The organism is Variovorax sp. LARHSF232 (assembly GCF_052871435.1).
Genome location: NZ_JBIXJS010000006.1, coordinates 313,074 through 333,925, shown reverse-complemented (window position 1 = coordinate 333,925; position 20,852 = coordinate 313,074). Strand labels below are relative to the sequence as shown.

10 protein-coding genes are annotated in these 20,852 nt (G+C 68.8%); 4 read left to right on the top strand and 6 right to left on the bottom strand.

Features of this window, described 5'->3' with window-relative positions; all coding sequences use genetic code 11:
• The first annotated feature begins 8 nt into the window (after positions 1–8).
• Genes ACIPRI_RS17660 through ACIPRI_RS17650 form a run of 3 tightly spaced genes read left to right on the top strand, consistent with a single transcriptional unit; the run spans position 9 to position 11,402 of the window.
• Positions 9–8,864 (top strand): two-partner secretion domain-containing protein, encoded by an 8,856-nt coding sequence (locus ACIPRI_RS17660; RefSeq protein ID WP_446622762.1) that lies wholly within the window; start codon positions 9–11, stop codon positions 8,862–8,864.
• A 34-nt stretch (positions 8,865–8,898) separates the two neighbouring features.
• Positions 8,899–9,573, top strand: a complete 675-nt coding sequence (locus ACIPRI_RS17655; RefSeq protein WP_446622761.1) for a LuxR C-terminal-related transcriptional regulator — start codon at positions 8,899–8,901, stop codon at positions 9,571–9,573.
• Entirely contained in the window at positions 9,483–11,402 is a 1,920-nt protein-coding gene (locus tag ACIPRI_RS17650; RefSeq protein WP_446622760.1) for a 7TM diverse intracellular signaling domain-containing protein, read from the top strand. The genes ACIPRI_RS17655 and ACIPRI_RS17650 overlap by 91 nt, the downstream gene beginning before the upstream one ends.
• Positions 11,403–11,431: 29 nt before the next feature.
• On the opposite strand, the gene ACIPRI_RS17645 is transcribed toward ACIPRI_RS17650, so the two are convergent.
• From ACIPRI_RS17645 to ACIPRI_RS17625, 5 genes are all read right to left on the bottom strand, one after another.
• Positions 11,432–13,078: a bifunctional aspartate transaminase/aspartate 4-decarboxylase gene (locus tag ACIPRI_RS17645; protein WP_446622759.1), complete on the bottom strand. Its 1,647-nt coding sequence runs from the start codon at positions 13,076–13,078 to the stop codon at positions 11,432–11,434.
• 33 nt (positions 13,079–13,111) lie between these two features.
• The gene (aspT, locus tag ACIPRI_RS17640) at positions 13,112–14,797 is read right to left on the bottom strand and encodes an aspartate-alanine antiporter (protein ID WP_446622758.1); all 1,686 of its coding nucleotides are present in this window, start codon (positions 14,795–14,797) and stop codon (positions 13,112–13,114) included.
• Positions 14,798–14,834: 37 nt separating this feature from the next.
• Positions 14,835–16,562 (bottom strand): aspartate-alanine antiporter, encoded by a 1,728-nt coding sequence (aspT, locus tag ACIPRI_RS17635; protein WP_446622757.1) that lies wholly within the window; start codon positions 16,560–16,562, stop codon positions 14,835–14,837.
• Positions 16,563–16,668: 106 nt separating this feature from the next.
• Positions 16,669–17,583, bottom strand: coding sequence for an arginase (gene rocF, locus ACIPRI_RS17630; RefSeq protein WP_446622756.1), 915 nt, complete (start codon positions 17,581–17,583; stop codon positions 16,669–16,671).
• 39 nt (positions 17,584–17,622) lie between these two features.
• Positions 17,623–18,585, bottom strand: coding sequence for a LysR family transcriptional regulator (locus ACIPRI_RS17625; RefSeq protein ID WP_446622755.1), 963 nt, complete (start codon positions 18,583–18,585; stop codon positions 17,623–17,625).
• A 95-nt stretch (positions 18,586–18,680) separates the two neighbouring features.
• On the opposite strand from ACIPRI_RS17625, the gene ACIPRI_RS17620 reads away from it, so the two are divergent.
• Complete coding sequence (locus tag ACIPRI_RS17620; RefSeq protein WP_446622754.1) at positions 18,681–20,057, top strand: amidohydrolase; 1,377 nt, start codon at positions 18,681–18,683, stop codon at positions 20,055–20,057.
• A 149-nt stretch (positions 20,058–20,206) separates the two neighbouring features.
• Here the strand turns inward: ACIPRI_RS17620 and ACIPRI_RS17615 are convergent, their stop codons facing one another.
• Positions 20,207–20,689 (bottom strand): hypothetical protein, encoded by a 483-nt coding sequence (locus ACIPRI_RS17615; protein ID WP_446622753.1) that lies wholly within the window; start codon positions 20,687–20,689, stop codon positions 20,207–20,209.
• Positions 20,690–20,852: the final 163 nt, after the last annotated feature.

Sequence of the window (20,852 nt, the reverse complement as noted above, 5' to 3'; positions counted from 1 at the left end):
CCGCCACCATGAACCACGTCTACCGCATCGTCTGGAACAACGCCGTTCGCGCCTGGGTCGCCGTCGCCGAGACCGCCCGCGGCCGCGGCAAGGGCGGGCAAAGAAAACGCGCGCGTGCCGCCCAGCGTCCTACGCTGATCCAGATGATGACGGCGGCCAACGCGGTGAGCGCTGCGCTGCTGTCGGGGCATGCGAATGCGCAGACGGCAGTGGCCGCGCCGGGGCAGCAGACGGGCGTGTACGTGTCGCCCAACGGCGTGACGGTGGTGAACATCGCCAACCCCAACGCAGCCGGGCTCTCGCACAACCGCTACCAGCAATTCAACGTCGGTCCGCAGGGGCTGGTGCTCAACAACACCACGCCTTCGCAAATCAGCTACAGCTCGCAGCTGGCCGGCCAGGTGATGGCCAACTACAACATGGCCAATCAGGCCCGCGTGATCCTCAACGAGGTGGTGGCCAACAACCGCAGCCAGCTGGCCGGCTTCACCGAAGTGCTGGGGCGCCGGGCCGACGTGGTGCTGGCCAATCCCTACGGCATCACCTGCTCGGGCTGCGGCTTCATCAACACCGACCGCGTCACGCTCGGCACCGGCACGCCCTTCCTGCGCGCCGACGGCAGCCTGGGCGGCTTCAACGTGAACCAGGGCGACATCCTCGTCAACGGCGGCGGCCTCAACGCCAGCGCACAGCAGCTGCTGGAGCTGGTGACGCGCTCGGTGAAGCTGGAGGCCAACGTCAATGCGCCTGAGATCGCCATCACCACCGGCACCAACCAGTGGGACTACGGCACGCGCGCCATCACCGGCAGCGTGGGTGCCACCGGCAGCGCGCCGGTCTACGCGATCGACAGCTCGGCGCTGGGCGGCATGTATGCGGGTCGCATCCAGCTCACGTCCACCGAAGCGGGCGTGGGCGTGCGCATGCTGGGCGAGGCGGCGGCCAGCGCGGAAGACTTCACCCTGAGCGCGGCTGGCCGGGTGGAGCTGCGCAACCGCATCTCGGCGCAGCGCGACGTGCTGCTGGCCAGCAGCAGCAACGAGGCCGCGGCCATCGCGCTGGTGGATGCCAGCCTGACGGCGGCGCGCGACGCAAGGCTGGCGGCCGCCCAGGGTGGCATCCAGCTCGAACGCGGCGTGGTGGTGGCGGGCAACGCCCTGTCGGCTGACGCCATGCGCATGGCCGCCGGCCAGGGTTCGCGCCTGCAGGCCGGCACGGCGCTGGCGGCCCGCGCGAGCGCCGGCGACCTCGCGCTGGGTGCGGCGGCCGTGCGCGCCGGCACGGACCTGACGCTGGCGGCGAACGGGCAGCTGTCCACCGCCGCCGGCGAGGGCCAGGGCGTGCAGAGCACGGGTGGAAACCTGCGCATCGATGCCGGAACGGGACTCGTGAACGAAGGCGTGATCAGCGCCGACCAGGGCGGCCTGACCGTGCGCGCCGGCAGCCAGCTGTCGAACGGCGGCACGCTCAACGCCGGGCAGGCGGTCGACATCGCCGATGGCGCCGGCGGCGCCAGCCAGGCCGTGGACAACCGCGGCAGCATCATTGCCGGCCAAGCCCTGGACACGCAGGCGGCTACCGTGCGCAACAGCGGCTGGATGCAGGCGGGCAGCGCCAACAACCTGGCGGCGGGGAGCCTGGACAACAGCGGCAAGTTCATCGCCGTCACCGGCAGCGCGGCCTTGCGCGTGGATGGCCTGTTGCTCAACAGCGGCAGCGTGCGCGCGGCGCAGGGCATTGCGGCCTCCAGCCGAAGCGGTGGCAGGGTCCAGCAGATCGGCAACAGCGGAGACATGCTGGCGGGCAGCGCCGTGACCCTGCAAGCCGCCAGCATCGGCAACGGCGGCAGCGGCTGGATCCAGGCCGCCATCGGCAGCACCATCGACGCCGGCACGCTCGACAACGCGGGCACCTGGTTGCTCTCGCAGCAGGGCGGCGGTAGCGACCGCGTTGATGTCGGCAGCAGCATGGTCAACACCGGCACGATGCAGTCGGCCGGCGACCTGGTGCTGAATGCCGCCACGCTAGACAACCGCCGGGCGCTGGCGGCCGCCGGAAACCTGTCCGCGACCACCCGCGGAGCGCTGGACAACGGCGGCGGCGCCGTCATGCAAGCCGGGGGCGCGCTGGCGCTGCGCAGCGGCGCAGCGCTGGACATTGCCATCGGTGCCACGCTGCGGGCCGCAACGGTGACGCTCCATGCCACGCAAGGCCTCGCCAACGCCGGCTTCATCACCGCAACCGGCGGCGACACCACCGTGCGTGCGGATGGCCGCATCGACAACAGCGGAAAGATCCACGCCGCCGGCGCGCTGGACATGGCCGACGCCAATGGCGGCGCGCTCGAAGCGCTGGACAACAGCGGCCAGCTGATTGCCGACGGCACGCTTGCGCTGCAGGCGGGCAGCGTGCGCAACCTGGCCGGCGGCTGGGTCCAGGCCGCGAGCGGCAGCTTCATCGATGCCGCCAGTCTCGACAACCAGGGCGCATGGCTGCTGTCCACCCAAGCCGGCGGCGCGGCCAGCCAGGTGCGCGTGGCGGGCGCGCTGCGCAACAGCGGCGTGCTGCAGGCGCAGCAGGACGCCGTGCTTCGCGCCGGCAGCATCGACAACCAGCTCGACGCGGCCCTGCGCGCCGGCGGCAACCTGAGCGCCACGGTCAGCGCCGCCAACGGCTTTCGCAACGCCGGTACGGTGCTGGCCGGCGGCACGCTGGGCATCGCCGCCACGGCCGCCGCGCTGGACAACCTGGCCACAGGCAAGCTGCTGGGCGACCGCCTGGACATCCACGCGGCGAGCCTGAACAACGCAGGCATCGTGCAGGGCGGCAGCGCCGTCGACAGCCAGGTGGCGCTGAGCGGCACGCTCGACAACGCCGGCAGCGGCGTGGTGACGCTGGGCACAGCTGCGGGCACCACGCCGGCCGGCGGCGGCACGCTGTCGGCCACGGCGATCGCCAATGCCGGCGTGCTGCAGTCGCAGGGTGCGCTGACGCTGGCGCTGGGCAGCGGCGGCTTGCGCGGCGCCGGCGAGATCCTGGCGGGCGGCGACCTGAGCCTCGCGGCACGCGGCCCGGACCGCTACGCCGCAGACATCGGCGGCACGCTGCAAAGCGGCGGCGCGCTCCGCGTGAAGGACGCCTCGTCCCTGATCCTCGCCGAAGGCCAAAGCGCCAGCGGCGCCACGGTGGACATCGAGGCCGGCGACCTGGCGCTGCGAAAGAACGCGGTACTGGCCTCCAGCGGCGCCATGACCGTGCATGCCGCCACCTTGGCCATGGCCGGCGACGGCAGCGGCACCGCACGCGTGCTGGCTGCGCAGGATGGCGGCCGCGCCAGCCTGACGGTGGACAGCGCATTGGCCAACAACGGCCTGATCTTCTCGGGCGGCGACCTGGACCTGCTGGCGCCCAGCATCGTCAACGGCACGACGGGCGGCATTGCCGCACTGGGCACCATGACCGCCACCGCATCCGCCGGCGATTTCAGCAATTCCGGCGCGCTCTATGGCGGCACGGCGCTGGTGGCCAACGCGCTGCAGGGAACGCTCACCAACGTGGGCACGCGCACCGCGTACCTGGGCTCGATCGATTCCGACGGTGCGATCACGCTCAACGCCAAGACCTTCGTCAACCAGAGCGGCGTCAATGCCGGCGGCAACCTGAGCATCAACGCCACCGATATCCGCAACGTCGTTGCCGGCGGCGACGACCGGGTCTGGGTGACCAGTCCGCGAAGCACCGTGCAAAACGACTACCAGAAGTGGGACGGCCACAACGGCTATCGCGAACGCTGGAACTACACCGACAGCTGGCAGCAATACCAGCAGTACGCCGGCGGCGTCGCACCGGGCGTGAAGCCCCTGCTGTCGGCCAACGGCATGCTGCGCGCGAGCTTCTCGAACGCCTTCGACAACATCGGCGGCGTCGTCTCGGGCAACGTCGTCGAGCTGGTCGGCACGGGCGCAGGCGCGAGCTTGCGCAACGACGACCTGGCCCTCAATCGCAAGTACTTCCAGAGCCAGTACTTCCACTACATCCACTGGCAGGCGCTGGTGGGCGCCTCGGACACCTACAACGACAGCGGCTGGTACGAAGGCCACTGCGCCAGCGGCGACGATTGCTACACCGGCAACGACACCGTGCGCTCGCAAGCGGACGCGATCGCGCGGGGCAGCTCCCAGGTCGGCGCCGACGTCATGTCCTCGGTCGGCGCGGGCATCTTCGCCCAGACGCTGAAGGCTTCGGGCTTCGCGCTCTACAACAACGGCTCGACCGCGGTGGCGGCCGACGACACCACGATCCAGGCCGCACGCGTGGCCGATGCGCAGCCGGTCCATGTCACGAGGGCCGAGGGTGGCGACGCGCCCGACGCGCAAGGCATCGGCGCGGGCGTCGGCGGCGGTGCGGCGCTGGGCGTCGCCAGCTTCACCGGCGCCGGCTCGGCGACGCCGGCACCGCCGCGCGCCTTCCTGGACGCCAACGCGGCCAACGGCGTCAAGGGCACCTCCTTCGGCGGCATCGACATCACGCTGCCGGGCAACCCCAACGGCTACTTCGTCACCTTGCGAGCGCCGGGCGCCAGGTACCTGGTGGAAAGCAACCCGCTGTACATGGCGGGCAGCGCCTCGGTCGGCTCCGACTACCTGGCCAAGCTCCTGGGCTACAACCCGGACCAGCTGTCGATGCGCCTGGGCGACGCCAGCTACGAGGCCTGGCTGGTCAAGCAGCAGCTCATCAAGCAGACCGGCAACGCGGTGCTGGCGAGCTACGCCAACGCCCCCACGCAGATGCAGGGCCTGATGGAAAGCGCCGCCACGGAAAGCAGCGCGCTCGGCCTGCAATACGGCAAGGCGCTCACACCGGCGCAGCAGGCCGCGCTCAAGCAGGACATCGTCTGGATGGTGCAGACCGAGATCGAGGGCCAGGCGGTGCTGGCGCCGGTGGTCTACCTGTCGCAGAAGACCAAGGCCAACATCACCACCGGCGCAGTGATCTCGGCGCAGGACGCCAAGCTGAGCCTGACATCGCTGACCAATACCGGTGGCACGATCGTCGGGGGCAAGTCGCTGGTGGTCGCGTCGGCCGGCGACATCACGAACCTGTCGGGCCTGATCAAGGGCGGCAACGTGAGCCTGACGTCGGCCGAAGGCAGCATCGTCAACAAGACCGTGAGCAGCGGCAGCGGCAACGACCAGTTCTACAACACGGTGATCGGCAAGACCGCCGGCATCCAGTCGACCGGCACGCTGGCGCTGGACGCCGGCAAGGACATCGCGAACCTCGGCGCCACCATGACGGCCGGCACCGACGCCAGCCTCAAGGCGGGCGGCAACGTCACCTTCGACACGATCGAGAAGAAGACCACCCGCACCACGACGGCCGACTACAAGGTCGACCACGGCAGCGGCGGCACCACGACCACGAAAACCACCGTGGAGCAGATGAAGTCGGGCCTGACCGTCGGCGGCAACCTGGCGATGCAGGCCGGCAACGACATCACGCTGGCCGGCACCGACGCGAAGGTTGGCGGCAATGCCGTGCTCGACGCCGGCAACGATCTCAACATCGTCGCGCGCGAGAACAGCACCGTCACCCACAGCGAGAGCAAGGCCAGCGGCTTCGGCATGAACAACTCGGCGTACGGCACGACGAAGACGACCACCGACAGCACCTCGATCCGCAATGTCGGCAGCAGCCTCTCGGTCGGCGGAGACGCCAGCTTCAGCGCCAGCAACGACATGACGGTGCAAGGCTCGAACCTGGACGTCAAGGGCAGCGGCACGATTGCCGCCACCAACCTCAACGTGCTGGCCGGCCGCAACTACGACGAGACGCGCACCACCACCAAGAACACCGGCGTGCTGCAGGTGGGCGCTGCGCGCAAGGGCGCGTCGGATGCGGACGCGGCCGCCGGCGCCACGTCGGGCCGAGGCCGTGCTTCGGCCGGCGCCGAGGCGTCGGCCGGTGCCTCCGGCCAGGCCAGCGCAGGCCTCGCTTTCAGCTCGACCACCACCACCAGCACCGAAACCACCGACCTGAAGCACGTGGGTTCGCAACTGAGCTTCGGCAAGGACCTGGCGGTGAACGCGTCGAAGGACGTGACCCTGCACGGCTCGAAGATCGATGCCGGCGGCAATGCGACGGTGAACGCGCAGAACGTGCTGCTGCTGGCCGCCCAGGACAAGTCCACCTCCAGCACCACGACCACCACGACCAAGGTCGGCCTGATGGCCAGCACCGACAGCAAGGCCGGCGCCGGTGCCAACGCCAATGCGCAGGCGGCCGGCGGCAAGGGCACGCCGAGCGCCGGCGCGCAGGTCGGCGCGCAAGCCTCGGCCACCAGCGAAAACCACATCGACCTGGTCCAGCGCAGCAAGACCACCACCGACACCCTGGACATCACGCACCAGGGCTCGGCCATCGGCTCGGGCGGCAACCTGACGGTGAACGCCAAGGACAAGCTCGCGCTGGAAGGCTCGAGCATGAAGGCGGGCGGCGACATGCAACTGAGCGCCACCGACATGAGCTTCACTGCCGTCAACGATGTGCACGAGGTGCGCAAGTCGAGCGACACCACCACTGCCGGCCTCTACGTCACGGCCAGCGCCAGCGCGACCGGCAAGGCCAATGCCGACGTGGCACTGGGCGCGCAGGCCGGCGCTTCGGCCGAGGCCTCGGCCGGGGTCGAAGTGGGCCTGTACGGCGCCAACACCAAGACCCAATCCGTCGAGGGCTCGACCACGGCGATCACCTCCGCCTTGCAGTCGGGCGGCAACATCACGCGCACCGCCAGCAACAACATCAGCGACCAGGGCACGCGGATCTCCGGCGGCGGCAGCCTGATCCAGTCGGCCAAGACGATCGACAGCCTGGCGGCGGCGAACACCACCTACAGTTCGTCGGACAGCAGCACGCATACCGCCAAGGTGGGCGGCTACGCGCAGGCCGGGGTGGCCGCCAGCGCGCAAGCGACCGTGGGCCCGGGTGCCAGCCAGCCCACGCGCAAGTCCGGTGGCACCGGCGCCGGGGTGCGCGCCAGCTACGAGTACGGCAATGAGACGGCGAACTCTGCCAGCAGCACTGCGGTGGTCTCGACCATCCACATGGGCGGCAGCGTGAGCAGCACGTCCAGTGGCAAGACCACGATGGAAGGCACGCAGATCGCCGCCGGCAAGGACGTGAGCCTGGCCGCCGCCTCGCTCGACTACAAGGCGGCAGCCAACACCACCCGCGAGAAGAGCTCGAAGACCGACGCCGGCGGCTCGGTCAGCGTGGACATCCTGAACAAGGAGGCCAGTGCCGGTGTCGACTACAGCGGGTCGAAGAGCGAGAGCAGCACAAGCAGCGCCGTCGTTGGCGGCATTGCAGCCGGCGGCAACTTCTCGGTGAAGACCGCCGGCGATGCCCGCTTCGAAGGCACCCACATCGCGGCCGGCGGCGCCGCCAGCGTGGATGCGGGTGGCAATGTGGCGTTCGCGGCGGCCAAGAACACGGCGGATGCGAAAAGCCAGGATGTGGGCGTCGAGGCCGGCGTCACCGTCGGCAAGAAGGGCGGCGGCGGCTCGGCGCAGGTCGGCTACGCGCAATCGAAGAGCAAGCTCGATGAGGACGTGGCCGGCAGCATCGTCAGCGGCAGCGGACCCTTGAGCATCAGGAGCGGGGGCGACGCCACCTTCACCGGAACCACCATTGCCAGCCAGAGCGACGTATCGATCGCGGCCGGCGGCAACGTCGCCTTCGATGCCGCGCGCAAGGTGGAAGAAAGTTCCTCGCTGTCGGTCGGCGTGACCGGCGCCGGCGGCAGCGACACCAAGAAGGTCGGCCGCACGCTGGACGCCGGCACCGGCAAGAAGACCGGTGGCACCCAAGTGCGGCGCAACAATGGCCAGGCCTCGCTGGACGTGGCGTCGACCCATTCCGAAAGCAATACCGCAACCGGCGGCAGCATCACCAGTGGCGGCGGCGCGATCCATATCGCCTCGGGCGGCAACACCACGCTGGAGGGAACGCAGGTGAAGGCCGCCCAGGGCATCGCGGCGGACGTGGGCGGCAGCTTCGTGCAAAAGGATGCGGTGAGCACCTTCAAGTCGACCACCGTGGGCGTTTCGGCGGCCGGCGCTGGCTCCAGCCAGACGCCGGTCAAGAAGCCGGGCGGCGGCACCACGACGCCAACGACGCCGACGACGCCGACGACGGGAACTCCGCCCGCCACCACCCCGGCCACGCCGACAACGCCACCACCACCACCACCACCGGCTGGCCCGCCGAGCACGCCGCCGCCGCCGACGCCCGGCAGCAGCAAGCCGCCGGGAACGCCGCCACCGGCCACGCCGACCACCGGCGCCAGCAAGCCGCCGGCCACGCCGCCGCCGGTCACGCCAACGTCGCCGCCCGGGACCATCGTCACCAAGGACGACGTGCTCAAGCTTGCCAACGGCCAGGGCGGCGCCGGCGTCGGCACCACCAGCGGAACCCAGGGCGCGCACAAGAACGCGCTGACGCAGCAAAAGGGCAGCGGCATCGTCGATGTCTACGTCGACAAGCAGAACAAGACGACCACGCAGTCCACCAAGCTCGACGGCGGCGCGGGCGGCATCGTCATCAACCAGGGCAAGGCGGGCGGCCAGGCGCAGACCATCCAGGCCTCGGTGCCGATCGCGTCGATGCCGGCCGGCGCCAAGCCGCAGGCCAGGACGGCCGACGGCAAGGCCCTGCCGGCCTGGCTCAAGTTCGATGCGGCCACCGGCAAGTTCGAAGGCAAGCCGCCAGCCGACTTCAAGGGCGAACTCAAGGTCAACGTCAGCGTGCCGCAGGCCGACGGAACGACCAGAACGGTGCCCATGAGTTTCACGGGCAAGCAGTGACAATGGCTTTCATGAAGACAGCGAGGCCGTTTCCGTGCAAGACATCCTGATCGTGGATGACGACGCGGCAGTGCGCCAGCGCCTGTCGCGCGTCACGGCCCTGGTGGCGCCGCACGCGCGCAGCGCCACGGCATGCTCGCTGGCCGAGGCGCGCGCCCTGCTGCTGCAGCGCCGCTTCGACCTGGCCCTGCTCGACGTCGGCCTGCCCGACGGCAGCGGCCTCGACCTGCTGCCTTGGATGCAGGTGTATGTCCCCTCGGTGGAAGCCGTGGTGATCTCCAGCCTGGGCGACGACGCCACCGTGCTGCAGGCACTGCGCGGCGGCGCGGTGGGCTACCTGTTGAAGAACGGCAGCGACATCGAACTGCAGTTGTCGCTGGCCAGCCTGCAGCGCGGCGGTGCGCCGATCGACCCGGTGATTGCGCGCCGCATTCTGGCGCTGATGGCGCCGGCGCCCGCGCCGCAAGCCCCGCTTGCCACTAAGATCGGCGCGCCGCCCTTGCAGGCGGCCACCGCCGAACTCAGCGAACGCGAGATGGACGTGCTCCAGCTGGTTGCGCAAGGTCTCAGCAACCGCGAAATCGCCACCAGCCTCAGCCTGTCGATCAATACCGTCGAATGCCACGCCAAGAACATCTACCGCAAGCTGGCGGTGCGCTCGCGCGCCGCAGCGGTCTACAGCGCGCGCACGCAGGGCTTGCTGCCCTGATCCTGCTGCTGGCCGGGCTGCTTCTGTTCGGCGCGCCGGCCAGGGCAAGCGCGCCAGCCCCGGTCTTCGACAGCATCGAGGCGGTGCGCGCCGACTGGCACGCCCAACGCGCGCCGGCCGAAGGCTGGACGCCGGTGCAACTGCCCGACGGCTGGGCGTCCCGGCGCTGGCCCGGCTACGACGGCGTGGTGTGGTATCGCCTGCGCTGGCGGGAACCCGACGACGCAGCCGCCGTCGCGCCGCGCGCCCTGCGCATCACCGACCTCAACATGGCCGGCGCCGTCTACGTCAACGGCGGCGAGATCGCGCGCGACGCGCATCGGGTGGAGCCGCTGTCGCGCAGCTGGAACTTGCCGCGCTACTGGCTGCTGGACAAGCCGCTGCTGCGCCCCGGCGTCAACGAGCTGCTGGTGCGCGTTTCCGGCTTCGCCGACTACCAGCCGGGGCTGGGCCGAGTGCAGCTCGGCGAGCCCGCCGCCCTGCAGGCAGCACACGACAGCGACACACTGGTGCTGCGCTCGCTGCAATGGATGGCGCTGGGCCTGACGCTGGTGATGGGCGTGCTCTACGGCATGTTGTGGCTGTTGCGCCGCAGCGAGGTGAGCTACGGCTGGTTCAGCCTGTTCTCGCTGCTTTGGGTGCCGTATTCCTACAACTACGTCGCGCTCGAAGCCTGGCCCTTTGCCAGCACAGCGGCCTTCCAGCGTGCCAACCACATCGCGATGTTCGCCAGCCTGGTGTGCTTCTTCCTGTTTGCGCTGGCCTTCTGCAATGTCCGGCAGCGCTGGCCGCGCCGGGCTGCGGGCGCCGTGGCCTTGCTGTTCATCGCGCTGGCCTTTGTGCCGCAGCCGATGGTCGCCGGCGCGCGCAATGTCACCGTGATGGCCGCGCTGGCTGTTTACGTCGCGGGCTGCGCCGTCATCGTCTGGCATGCCATCCGCTCGCGCCGGCTCGAGGCCGCGGTGCTCGCGCTGTGCCTGATGATGCCTTTCGCGGCCGGCCTGCACGACACGCTGGTCTTCCTGCAGGTGCTGCCGGGCAGCCGCTACTACTCGACCCTGGCCTCCAGCGCCACGCTGCTGGGCATCTCCTTCGCGCTGACCTGGCGCCTGGTGAAGGGCATGCAGCTCATCGAGAACTTCAATGCCGAACTGCGCCAGCGCGTCGACGACGCCACCCGGCGCCTGGCCGAAGGCCTGCGCCAGCAGCATGCGGCCGAGCTGGTGCAGACGCGCCTGACCGAGCGCCTGAGCCTGGTGCGCGACCTGCACGACGGCCTGGGCCTCACGCTCAGCAGCCACATCAACACCTTGCGCGAGCAGGCGCAGGGCGAGCGCGCCACCGCGCTGTGGGCGCTGGAGGAGGTCAACGACGACCTGCGCCTGATCATCGAAGGCTCTTCCTTCGACGACACCGACGAGATCGCCGAGCGCCTGGTGCCGCTGCGCCACCGCATGACGCGCGTGCTGGAAGCCGGCGACATCGAATGCACCTGGCGGCTGGAAGGGCTGGCCGGCAGCCGCCTGGGCGGACGGCGCAGCCTGGACTTCCTGCGCGTGCTGCAGGAGGCCATGGCCAATGTGCTCAAGCACAGCGGGGCGACCCGGGTCGAGGTGCAGGTCGTGGCCGTGCGGGGCGAGTTGGCCCTGATCGTGCGCGACAACGGGCGGGGCTTTGCGGCGCTATCTGCCCCGGCCGGCGGCATGGGGCTGCCGAGCATGCGGGCGCGCGCCGCCCGGCTCGGCGGCACGCTCGCAATACGCTCCGGCGAGTCCGGCACCACGCTGGAACTGCGCTGCCCGGTGAGCGCCGAGGCGGCGCACGCCTGAAAGGACGTGCACCGCCTTCGCGCGCCGCCTTACTTCTTGCCCTTCTTTGGCGCCTTGGCCTTGACGGCCGCCGAACCGGCCGCGCCCTTGCCACCGCCTTCCTTCTTGAAGACCTCGTAGTACTCGGCCGCCATCTCGCGCAGCGCGCGGCCGATGTTGGCGTAGTCGTATTCGTTGAGGTTGGCCAGCGAGACGCGGCCGGACGCATGATCGGTGCCGAAGCCCTTGCCCGGCAGCAGCACCACGCCGCTGGCCTGGGCGATGCGAAACAGTCCCTCGTTGGGCTTCAGGCGCTTGACCAGCCACTTGCCGAACGCCGCGCCATACATCTGCGTGGCAATGTCCTGCGTGTCCAGCAGGTGGTAGTAGCTCACCGAGTTCGGATCCTGCGGCACCGGCAGCGCCAGCTCGCGGTACAGCGCCGCCTTGCGCCGGTGCACGATGCGCTTCATCGACTGCTTGTAGGCCTCGCGCTCATCCATCAGGCTGAACAGCGAGAACATCACCATCTGCGCCTGCACAGGCGTCGACAAGCCCGCTGTGTGGTTGAGCGCCACGGTGCGGCTGTCGGCCACCAGCCGGTCGATGAACTTGAGTTCGCGCGGCGTGGTGGTGATGGAGCCATAGCGCTCGTCCAGCTGCTTCTTCAGGGGCTCGGGCAGGAAGGAGATCTTCTCGTCCAGCACGTTCTTCTCGTGCGTGGCCACCACGCCCATGCGCCAGCCGGTGGCGCCGAAGTACTTGGAGTACGAATACACCAGGATGGTGTTGTAGGGGCAGATGGCAAAGAGCGACACGAAGTCGTCCGCGAAGGTGCCGTACACGTCATCGGTCAGGATGATGAGGTCGGGGCGCTTTTTCACGATGGCGGCAATCTGCGCCAGCACCTCGTCGCTGAGCTTCACCGAAGGCGGGTTGCTCGGGTTGCACAGGAAGAAGGCCTTCACCTTGGGGTCCAGCAGCTTGTCGAGCTCCTTCTTGCTGAACTGCCAGTTGTTTTCCATCGGCGCGTCGACCTCGACTTCCACCAGCTCGTAGTCGTTCAGGTGCGGGATCTCGATGTAGGGCGTGAAGATCGGCATGCCCAGGGCGATGGTGTCGCCCTTCTTGATGATGTGGTTCTCGCGCAGGCTGTTGAACAGGTAGGTCATGGCGGCGGTGCCGCCTTCCACCGCGTACATGTCGAACTTGCCGGCAAAGGGGTGCTTGCCGATCATTTCCTGGTGGATGTACTTGCCCACGATGATTTCCGACAGGCGCAGCATGCGGTCGGGCACCGGGTAGTTGCAGCCCAGGATGGCCTCGCACATCTCGTAGATGAAGTCGCCGGCCGACAGGCCCAACTGGTCGCGCACATAGGACACGGCCGCGTCGATGAATCGCACGCCCTGCACGCCCTTGTTGCGCGCCACGAAGATCTCGAAGCGCGCCTCGATGCCTTCGCGCTGCGGGAAGCCGCCCACGTCGTCCATGTAGGCAAAGGAGCGCTCGGCCTCGGTCATGGCAAACAGGCCGAACTGGAAGAAGCCGTAGCGCGGCGTCGTGGCCAGGAAGTTCGGGTTGCCGCGGCCGGCGTTGAGCATCGAGCGGTCGCTTTCCTTGGCCACCTGGATCAGCGCGTCCTTCAGTTCGAAGGGGCTCAGGGCCGCCAGTTTTTCGACGTCACGAAAGTCCATGAGAAATCTCCTTTTGCGAAGGGTTGAGCAGGTTCAAGCCAGGGCCACGATCAGCGGGCCGAGCAAGGTCAGCAGCACGTTCGCCAATGCATAGGTGATGGCAAAGGGCACGGTGGGAATCGCGTTCTCCGCCTTGTCCAGCACCTCGCCGAAGGCCGGGTTGGCGCTGCGCGAGCCCGACAGGGCGCCGGCAAAGATGGCCGTGTTCTCGTAGCGCAGCACATAGCGCCCGATCAGCATGGTGATGATCATCGGCACGATGGTCACGACCACGCCCACGCCGAAGATCGTGATGCCATGTTCCTTGATGGTGGTCACCGCCTGCAGGCCCGACTGCAGGCCGACCACCGCGACAAAACCGGCCAGGCCCAGGTCCTTCAGGATCTGCACCGCGCCGGGCGGCATCTCGCCGAAGGTCTGGCGCTTGGCGCGGTACCAGCCGAAGAGGAGGCCTGCCAGCAGCGCGCCGCCGCCCGATCCCAGTGTGAGCGGAATGCCGCCGACCTTCACCACCAGAAGGCCGATCAGAAGGCCCACCACCAGGCCCGCGCCGAGGTAGACGAAGTCGGTCTTGCTGCTCGGGATGATCACCTCGCCGACCGCGCTGGCGACGCGCCGCACGTCATGCTCGGCGCCGTACAGGGTCACCGTGTCGCCGGCCTGCACCACCAGGTCGGGCGTCATCGAAAGCGGCTTGCCCATGCGCTTGAGCTGCACCACGTAGACGCCGTGGCGCACGCCGCCGGCGGTGGCGCCGCGGATCTGCGCCACCGTCTGGCCATCGAGTTCCTTGCGGGTGATGACGACGTCGCGCTTTTGCATGGTGAGCGCCATGCCGTCGACGCCATAGACCTCCTTGCCCAGCAGCGCGGCGCTGGCCACCACCGCGGCGCGGCGCCCCACCACCAGCACGATGTCGTCGGCCTGCAGCGTCAGTTGCGGCGAGACCTCGATGAACTTGCCACCGCGCTTCACGCGCTCGATGGTGACGGGCGGATCGGCCGCTTCCTCGATCTGCGCAACGCTGCGCGCCTTGCCCGCTGCCACGACGTACAGGCGGCCGATCAGGTCGGGTGCCGCGGCCTGCTGGCCTTCGGCCAGCACCTGCACGCCGGCCTGCTGCTTCGCTTCGGCGGCAATGGCGTCGTCACGGATGCTGCGGCCCATCAGCTTGGGCAGGATGTTGACGCACACGATGATGGCGCCGAAGGAGCCGAACACGTAGGTCACGGCATAGCCGATCGCCACGTTGGCCTGCAGGCGCTGCGTCTCGTCGGCGGCCAGGCCCAGCTTGGCGATGGCGTCGCCCGCGGTGCCGATGATGGCGGACTGCGTGAGCCCGCCCGCCGCCACGCCGGCGGCCAGGCCCTTGTCCAGCCCGAACAGCTTGGCCATCACCACCACCGTGGCCAGGCCGCTGGCGGCCATCACCACGGCCAGCAGGATCTCCTTGATCGACTGTTTGCCCAGCGCGTTGAAGAAGCCCGGCCCGCTCTCGTAGCCCACCGCGTAGATGAAGAGGGCGAACAACACGGCCTTCACGCCCGAATCGATCTCGACGCCCACCTGGCTGACGATCACCGCCACCAGCAGCGAACCGGCCACGCCGCCCAATTGGAACTTGCCGAACTTGATCTTGCCGATCAGGTAGCCGAGGGCCAGCGAGAGAAACAGCGCGATCTCGGGCGAGTGCTTGAAGATTCCGTGCAGCCAATCCATGTGTCCTTTCCTTTCTTCGTGCGATTGACGCCGCGGCTCACTGGCTCTGCACGAGGCCGGCGAGCGCGACGATGACGGGCCCCATCAGGGGCAGGATGACGTTGGAGATTGCGTAGGTGATCGTGTAGCCGAGCAGCGGCGTGGTGTTGCCCGCCGCGCTCTGGATGGCGCTGAGCGCCGGCGTGCTGCACTGCTGGCCGGCGATGGCGCCCAGCAGCACCGGGGCTTCGAACTTCAGCAGGAAGTGGCCCACCATCAGCGAGCAGAAGGCCGGCAGCACGGCAATGGCCACGCCCATCAGCGGCAGCGAGACGCCGTACTTGCGCACCAGGTCGAGCGCCTGCGGCCCCGAGGCCAGGCCGACGCAGGCAATGAAGGTGGCCAGGCCAATGTCCTTGAGCAAGGACAGCGCATCGTCGGGCACGCTCAGGCGGCTGGGGTGCCTGGCCTGATACCAGCCGAACACCAGGCCGGTGAGCAGCGCGCCGCCGCCGGTTCCCAGCGACAGCGCGATGCCGCCGAGCTTGACGCTGAACATGCCGATCCACACGCCCAGCACGATGCCGATGGCGGCGAAGGCGATATTGCTCTTGACTGATTTGAGTACCGGCTCGCCCAGAAGTGGCACCGCGGCGGCCAGTTCCGCGGCGGTGCCGAAGAGCTTGAGCTTGTCGCCCAGTTGCAGCTGCAGGTCCGGCAGCAGCGGCATCCGCTGGGCGCCCCGTTCCACGCTGGCCACCAGGACGCTCCCGCCCACCAGCGGCTTGCCGCCGTTGCCGGCCTGCGGCAAGGAGAGCTCGCGAAGCGTCAGGCCCTGAGCCGCTTTGTTGCGCACGACCAGCTCGGCACTTTCCAGCACCAGGCCGAAGGCGCTGGCATCCGCCGATTCGCGCCCCAGGCCGGCGGCCGCCTGCGCCAGCTCGACCAGCGCATGGCGGTGGCCGATGATCAGCAACCGGTCGCCGGTCTGCAGTTGCGTGTCGGGCGCGAAGGCGATCTTCTGGCCGCCGCGGATCAGCCCCTGCACGCTGCCGCTGCCGTGCAGCCGCGCGTCCACGCGCGCCACCATGCCGCCGGCGCGGGCCGTCACTTCATAGACGCGGCCCACCAGCTCGGGCACGGCCGCGGTGGCGCTGGCATCTTCCTCGCGCCCGCCCATGGACTTCCACAGCTTCTCGGCCTCGTCGCGCAGGTTCACCCGCAGGATCAGCGGGAATACCTGGCTGGTGACCACCACGATGGTGATGAGCCCGAAGATGTAGGTGATGGAGTAGGCCGTGACCACGTTGGCCTGCAGCTGCTTGATCTCTTCGGCCGGCAGCGCCAGCTTGGAGATCGCGTCGGTGGCGGTGCCCACCACGGCAGATTCGGTCGCGGCCCCGGCCATGAGGCCCGCGGCCGTGCCCTGGTCCAGCTTCATGAAGTGGGTGGCGGCCAGCACCAGGGCCAGCACCACCACCACCTCGATCAGGCACAAGAGGCCGATGCGCAGGCCCTTGGCATTCAGGTTGGCAAAGAACTGCGGCCCGCCGGCATAGCCCAGGGCAAAGATGAAGAGCATGAAGAACACGTTCTTCACGCTGGGCTCCAGCGTCACGCCGAGTTGGCCGATGAAGAGCGCGGCAATCAGGGTGCCGCAGATGCCGCCCAGCTGGATGGGGCCGAACCTGATTTGTCCGATCGCGTAGCCGATGCACAAGGCCAGGAACAAAGCGATCTCGGGATGTGAACGAAGCACATCCGCAACCCCACTCAGCAGCGTCATATTCTTCGTGTGGCGCTTGAGGCGTCACGTCTTGTTGACAACTGCGGCGCAGTGTAGCTTCGAAGAATTCAGCTTCCGAGAAGTATTTCGCGATCGGCCCTGTGCATCAGCGTGCGAGGGTTGACTTGCCGAACAGGCTTTCGATCAGTTCCACCGCCACCTCGGCAGTCGTGTTGCGCACGTCGAGCGCGGGGTTGAGCTCGACCACGTCGAGCGAACCCAGGCGGCCGGTGTCCGCAATCATTTCCATGCACAGCTGCATCTCGCGGTAGGTGGGCCCGCCGCGCACGCCGGTGCCCACCCCGGGCGCATCGGCCGGGTCCAGGCAGTCGAGGTCGAAGCTCACATGAAGGTGCGTGTTGTCGTCGATGTCGCCCAGCACCTCGGTCATGGTGACGCGCATGCCGTTCTCGTCGATGTGGCGCATGTCGAAGACCTGCAGGCCGAGCTTGCGGATGGCGAGCTTCTCTTGCGCGTCGACGCTGCGGATGCCGATGAAGCGCAGCGCCTTGGCATCCAGCGCGGCCGGCTCGCCGCTCCAGCCGCGCAGCGCCGCCGGGCCATGGCCGAGCAGGCAGGCCACCGGCATGCCGTGCAGGTTGCCGCTGGGGCTGGTGGCCTCGGTGTTGACGTCGGAGTGGGCATCGAGCCAGATCACGCGCAGCTTCTGGCCGCGTGCGCGCGCGTGTCGCGCCACCGCGCTGATCGAGCCGACGGCCAGGCAATGGTCGCCGCCCATCAGCAGCGGCACATGGCCGGCGGCCAGGGCGCCATCGACCGCACCGTACACCGCGCGGTTCCAGGCCACCACTTCATCCAGATGCCGCAAGCCGTTGCTCGGCGGCGCCCAGGGCGTGGCAGGACCCGACAGGTTGCCCGCGTCCACCACGCCGAAGCCGTGCCGCGCCAGGATGGCGGGCAGGTCGGCCACGCGCAGCGCGTCCGGCCCCATGCCGGCGCCGCGAACACTGGCGCCGATGTCGGTGGGGGCGCCGATCAGGTGGATGGTGGGCGTGCTCATGACCATGATTGTGGAACGCGTTCACGGCGAGCGCCACCGTCACGCGCCCTTGGCCTCGCCCACCAGGAAATCGATCAAGAGGGTCTTGACGGGGCTGTCGTCGCCGCTGCGGTACAGGAGGCCCAGCGGCTCGATCGGCGCATCCAGCTGCGCCAGCTTGAGCTCCACCACGGCGCTGCGGTCGACCCGGTCCAGCAGCGTCCGGGGCACCGGCATCACCACGTCCGGCTGGGCCAGCAGGCTGCGCAGCACGTGCGGCGACAAGGTCTGCACGCTGTGCTCGCGTGGCGCCTTCTTCTCGCGAGCCCAGGCGGCGTCGAGCGCCTGGCGCACCGCGAAATGCGGCGGCGGCAGGATCCAGCGCGAATCGACCAGGTCGGACAGGCGCAGGCGCTTGCGCCGCGCCGCCGGATGCCCGGCGCTGGCAATCACCACCATTCGATCGCTGCGCAGGGCAATGAAGCGCTGCCCCGGCTCCAGGTGCGCCGGCTTGCGCAGCAGCACGATGTCGAAGGCGCCGCCCGTCAAGCCGGTGCGCAGGCGCTCGCTGCTGCCTTCCTCGATCACCAGGCGCAGGGCCGGGTGTTGCGCCAGCAGGCGCGGCAGGGCGGGCTGCAGCACGCTGGCCAGGGCGGCATCGAGCGCGCCGATGCGCAGCGGCCGGGCCTCCTGCGCGGCCAGCGCCGCCAGGCCGTCGGTGGCGACGCGCAAGGCGTCGATGGCCATGCGCGCATGGGCGGCCAGCAGGCGCCCGGCCTCGGTGATGCGCATGCCGCGTGCGTGGCGCTCGAACAGGGGCACATCGAGCAGCGCCTCCAGTTCGCGCAGCATCTGGGTGGCTGCCGGCTGGCTCATGTGCACCGCCTCGGCCGCGCGCCGCAAGTTTGCATGCGTGGCCAGGGCGTCCACCAGCCGCAGGTGGCGAAGGCGCAAGCGCGCGAGCAGGCGCTCGTGCAGCGAGAAGGACGAAGAAGGCGGGGCGGGCGCGGCGGAAGAAGCCATCGATAAGGACAGATTATCGGCCGATGGAAATTCGATTGGATCGAAATCGGAGGGATGCCTAAGCTCGACGGCTCCTTTCCTTCCTCGGTTCAACAATGCCCAAGCTTCGCCGCCCCCGCCCCCGCCTGCGCCCAACTGCCTGCCTGCCCGCCGTTCTCGCCCTTTGTGCGCTGGCTGCCAGCGCCCAGGACAAGGCCCCGCCAGTGCCCGCGCCGGTCCAGGCGCAGGCGATGTACCCGCTGATCGCAGAGCGCATCAAGGCGGTCGAGCCCAAGGTGATCGCCTGGCGCCGCGACATCCACCAGCATCCGGAACTCGGCAATCAGGAAAAGCGCACCGCGGCCCTGGTGGCGGCGCACCTGAAGGCGCTCGGCTACGAGGTGCGCGAGGGCGTGGCCGTGACGGGCGTGGTGGCCACGCTCAAGGGCGGCAAGCCCGGCCCGGTGGTGGCCTTGCGCGCCGACATGGACGCGCTGCCGGTGAAGGAGCAGCTGGATCTGCCCTTTGCGTCGAAGGCGCGCGCCACCTGGGCCGGCAAGGAGGTCGACGTGATGCATGCCTGCGGCCATGACGGCCACGTGGCGATCCTGATGGGCGTGGCCGAGGTGCTGGCCTCGATGAAGGACCAGTTGCCGGGCACCGTGAAGCTCATGTTCCAGCCGGCCGAGGAGAAGCTGCCCAACGCCGAGATCGGCGGCGCGCGCCGCATGCTGGCCGAAGGCGCCTTCGACGCACCCAAGCCCGACGTGGTGTTCGGCCTGCATCTGGCCTCGGGCCTGAACACGGGTGAGATCGGCTACAAGGCCGGCCCCATCACCGCCAGTTCCGACACCTTCAAGGTCAGCGTGAAGGGCCGCCAAACGCATGGCTCGATGCCCTGGAGCGGCGTGGACCCGATCGTGCTGGGCTCGCAGATCGTGCTGGGCTTGCAGACCATCGCGAGCCGCCAGGTCAACGTGACCAAGGAACCGTCGGTTCTGAGCGTGGGCACCTTCAACGCCGGCACCCGCTACAACATCATTCCCGACAACGCCGAGATGAGCGGCACCTTGCGCACCTACGACGAGGGCATGCGCGCGTTCATCATGAAGCGCATGGGCGAGACGGCCGAGCACATCGCCCAAAGCGGCGGTGGCACGGCGCACGTGCACTTCGAGGCCGACGGCTATGCGCCGACCATCAACGATGCCAAGCTGACCGAGCAGATGACGCCCAGCCTCAGCCGCATTCCGGGCGCCAAGGCGATGGTGATCCCGAAGGGCACCGGCGGCGAGGACTTCTCCTTCTTCGCGCAGAAGGCGCCGGGGCTGTTCGTGATGATCGGTGCCACGCCCGTGGGGCAGGATGCCCAGAAGGCAGAGCCGAATCATTCGCCGCGTTTCTTTGTGGACGAGGCGAGCCTGGCGGTGGGGGTGCGGACGCTGACGCAGCTCAGCGTGGATTACATGGCGATGGCGTCTTCGTCGAAGTGATTCACGCCGGGTCTTGTGTTGAGAGTCGCAGTACTTGAAGGCCGCGATCCAATGCAATAAAGCGCTTGCACAACAACCATGACGATGGGCTGATTCACCGTGCTCAAGAATTCTGCATCGCTCGCATACATGGGTCAGAAAGTTGTTGCTCAACTGGAGGGCCGCTTCGGAGAAAGCTGTACAGCCGGTTCGGGCCCGATTGCGACGGTTGGGCATCGCGACTTAAGGACCGCGTGTCGTCGGCATACACAACCTTCGATGGCGCACGTTTCGCCATTTTGGCGCGCGTGGCTGCCGTAGATGCCGCCCTTGGCTGTACCGGCGCGCATCAACCAGTCGCCCTTGTAGAAGGACTGGTCACCGAAGGAGGACCCGATCTTCCAGCCGTTCACGTCTTTCAGCCCGCTGGCGAACCACTTGTCCACCTTCTCGTCGCCGTCCTTCATACCGAGCAGAACCGCCGCCTTGTGTTCGAGCGAAAGGTCTTTGAACTCGAAGGTCTTGCCCGCGCCAATCCCTATCCGGGCCATGCGGGCGCGCACCTCCCTGTTTTCGGCGTTCACCGGCACGTACTGAAGCGCAGCGTCCAGGTACTCATAGAAGCTCGTCTTGATGCCGGTGGTGGCGGGCAAGAAATTAATCGTTGGGGCGAGCGGCGGCGCAGGCTTGCCGAGGAAGGCGGACAGGGGCTGGCCCTTGTAGCCCGACTGGACTTGTGCTGCGGATGCCGCTCAAGCCGACCACATCGCTCATGGTTTGAACGCCAGGTGAGAAATCACACCACCCATCGGCAGC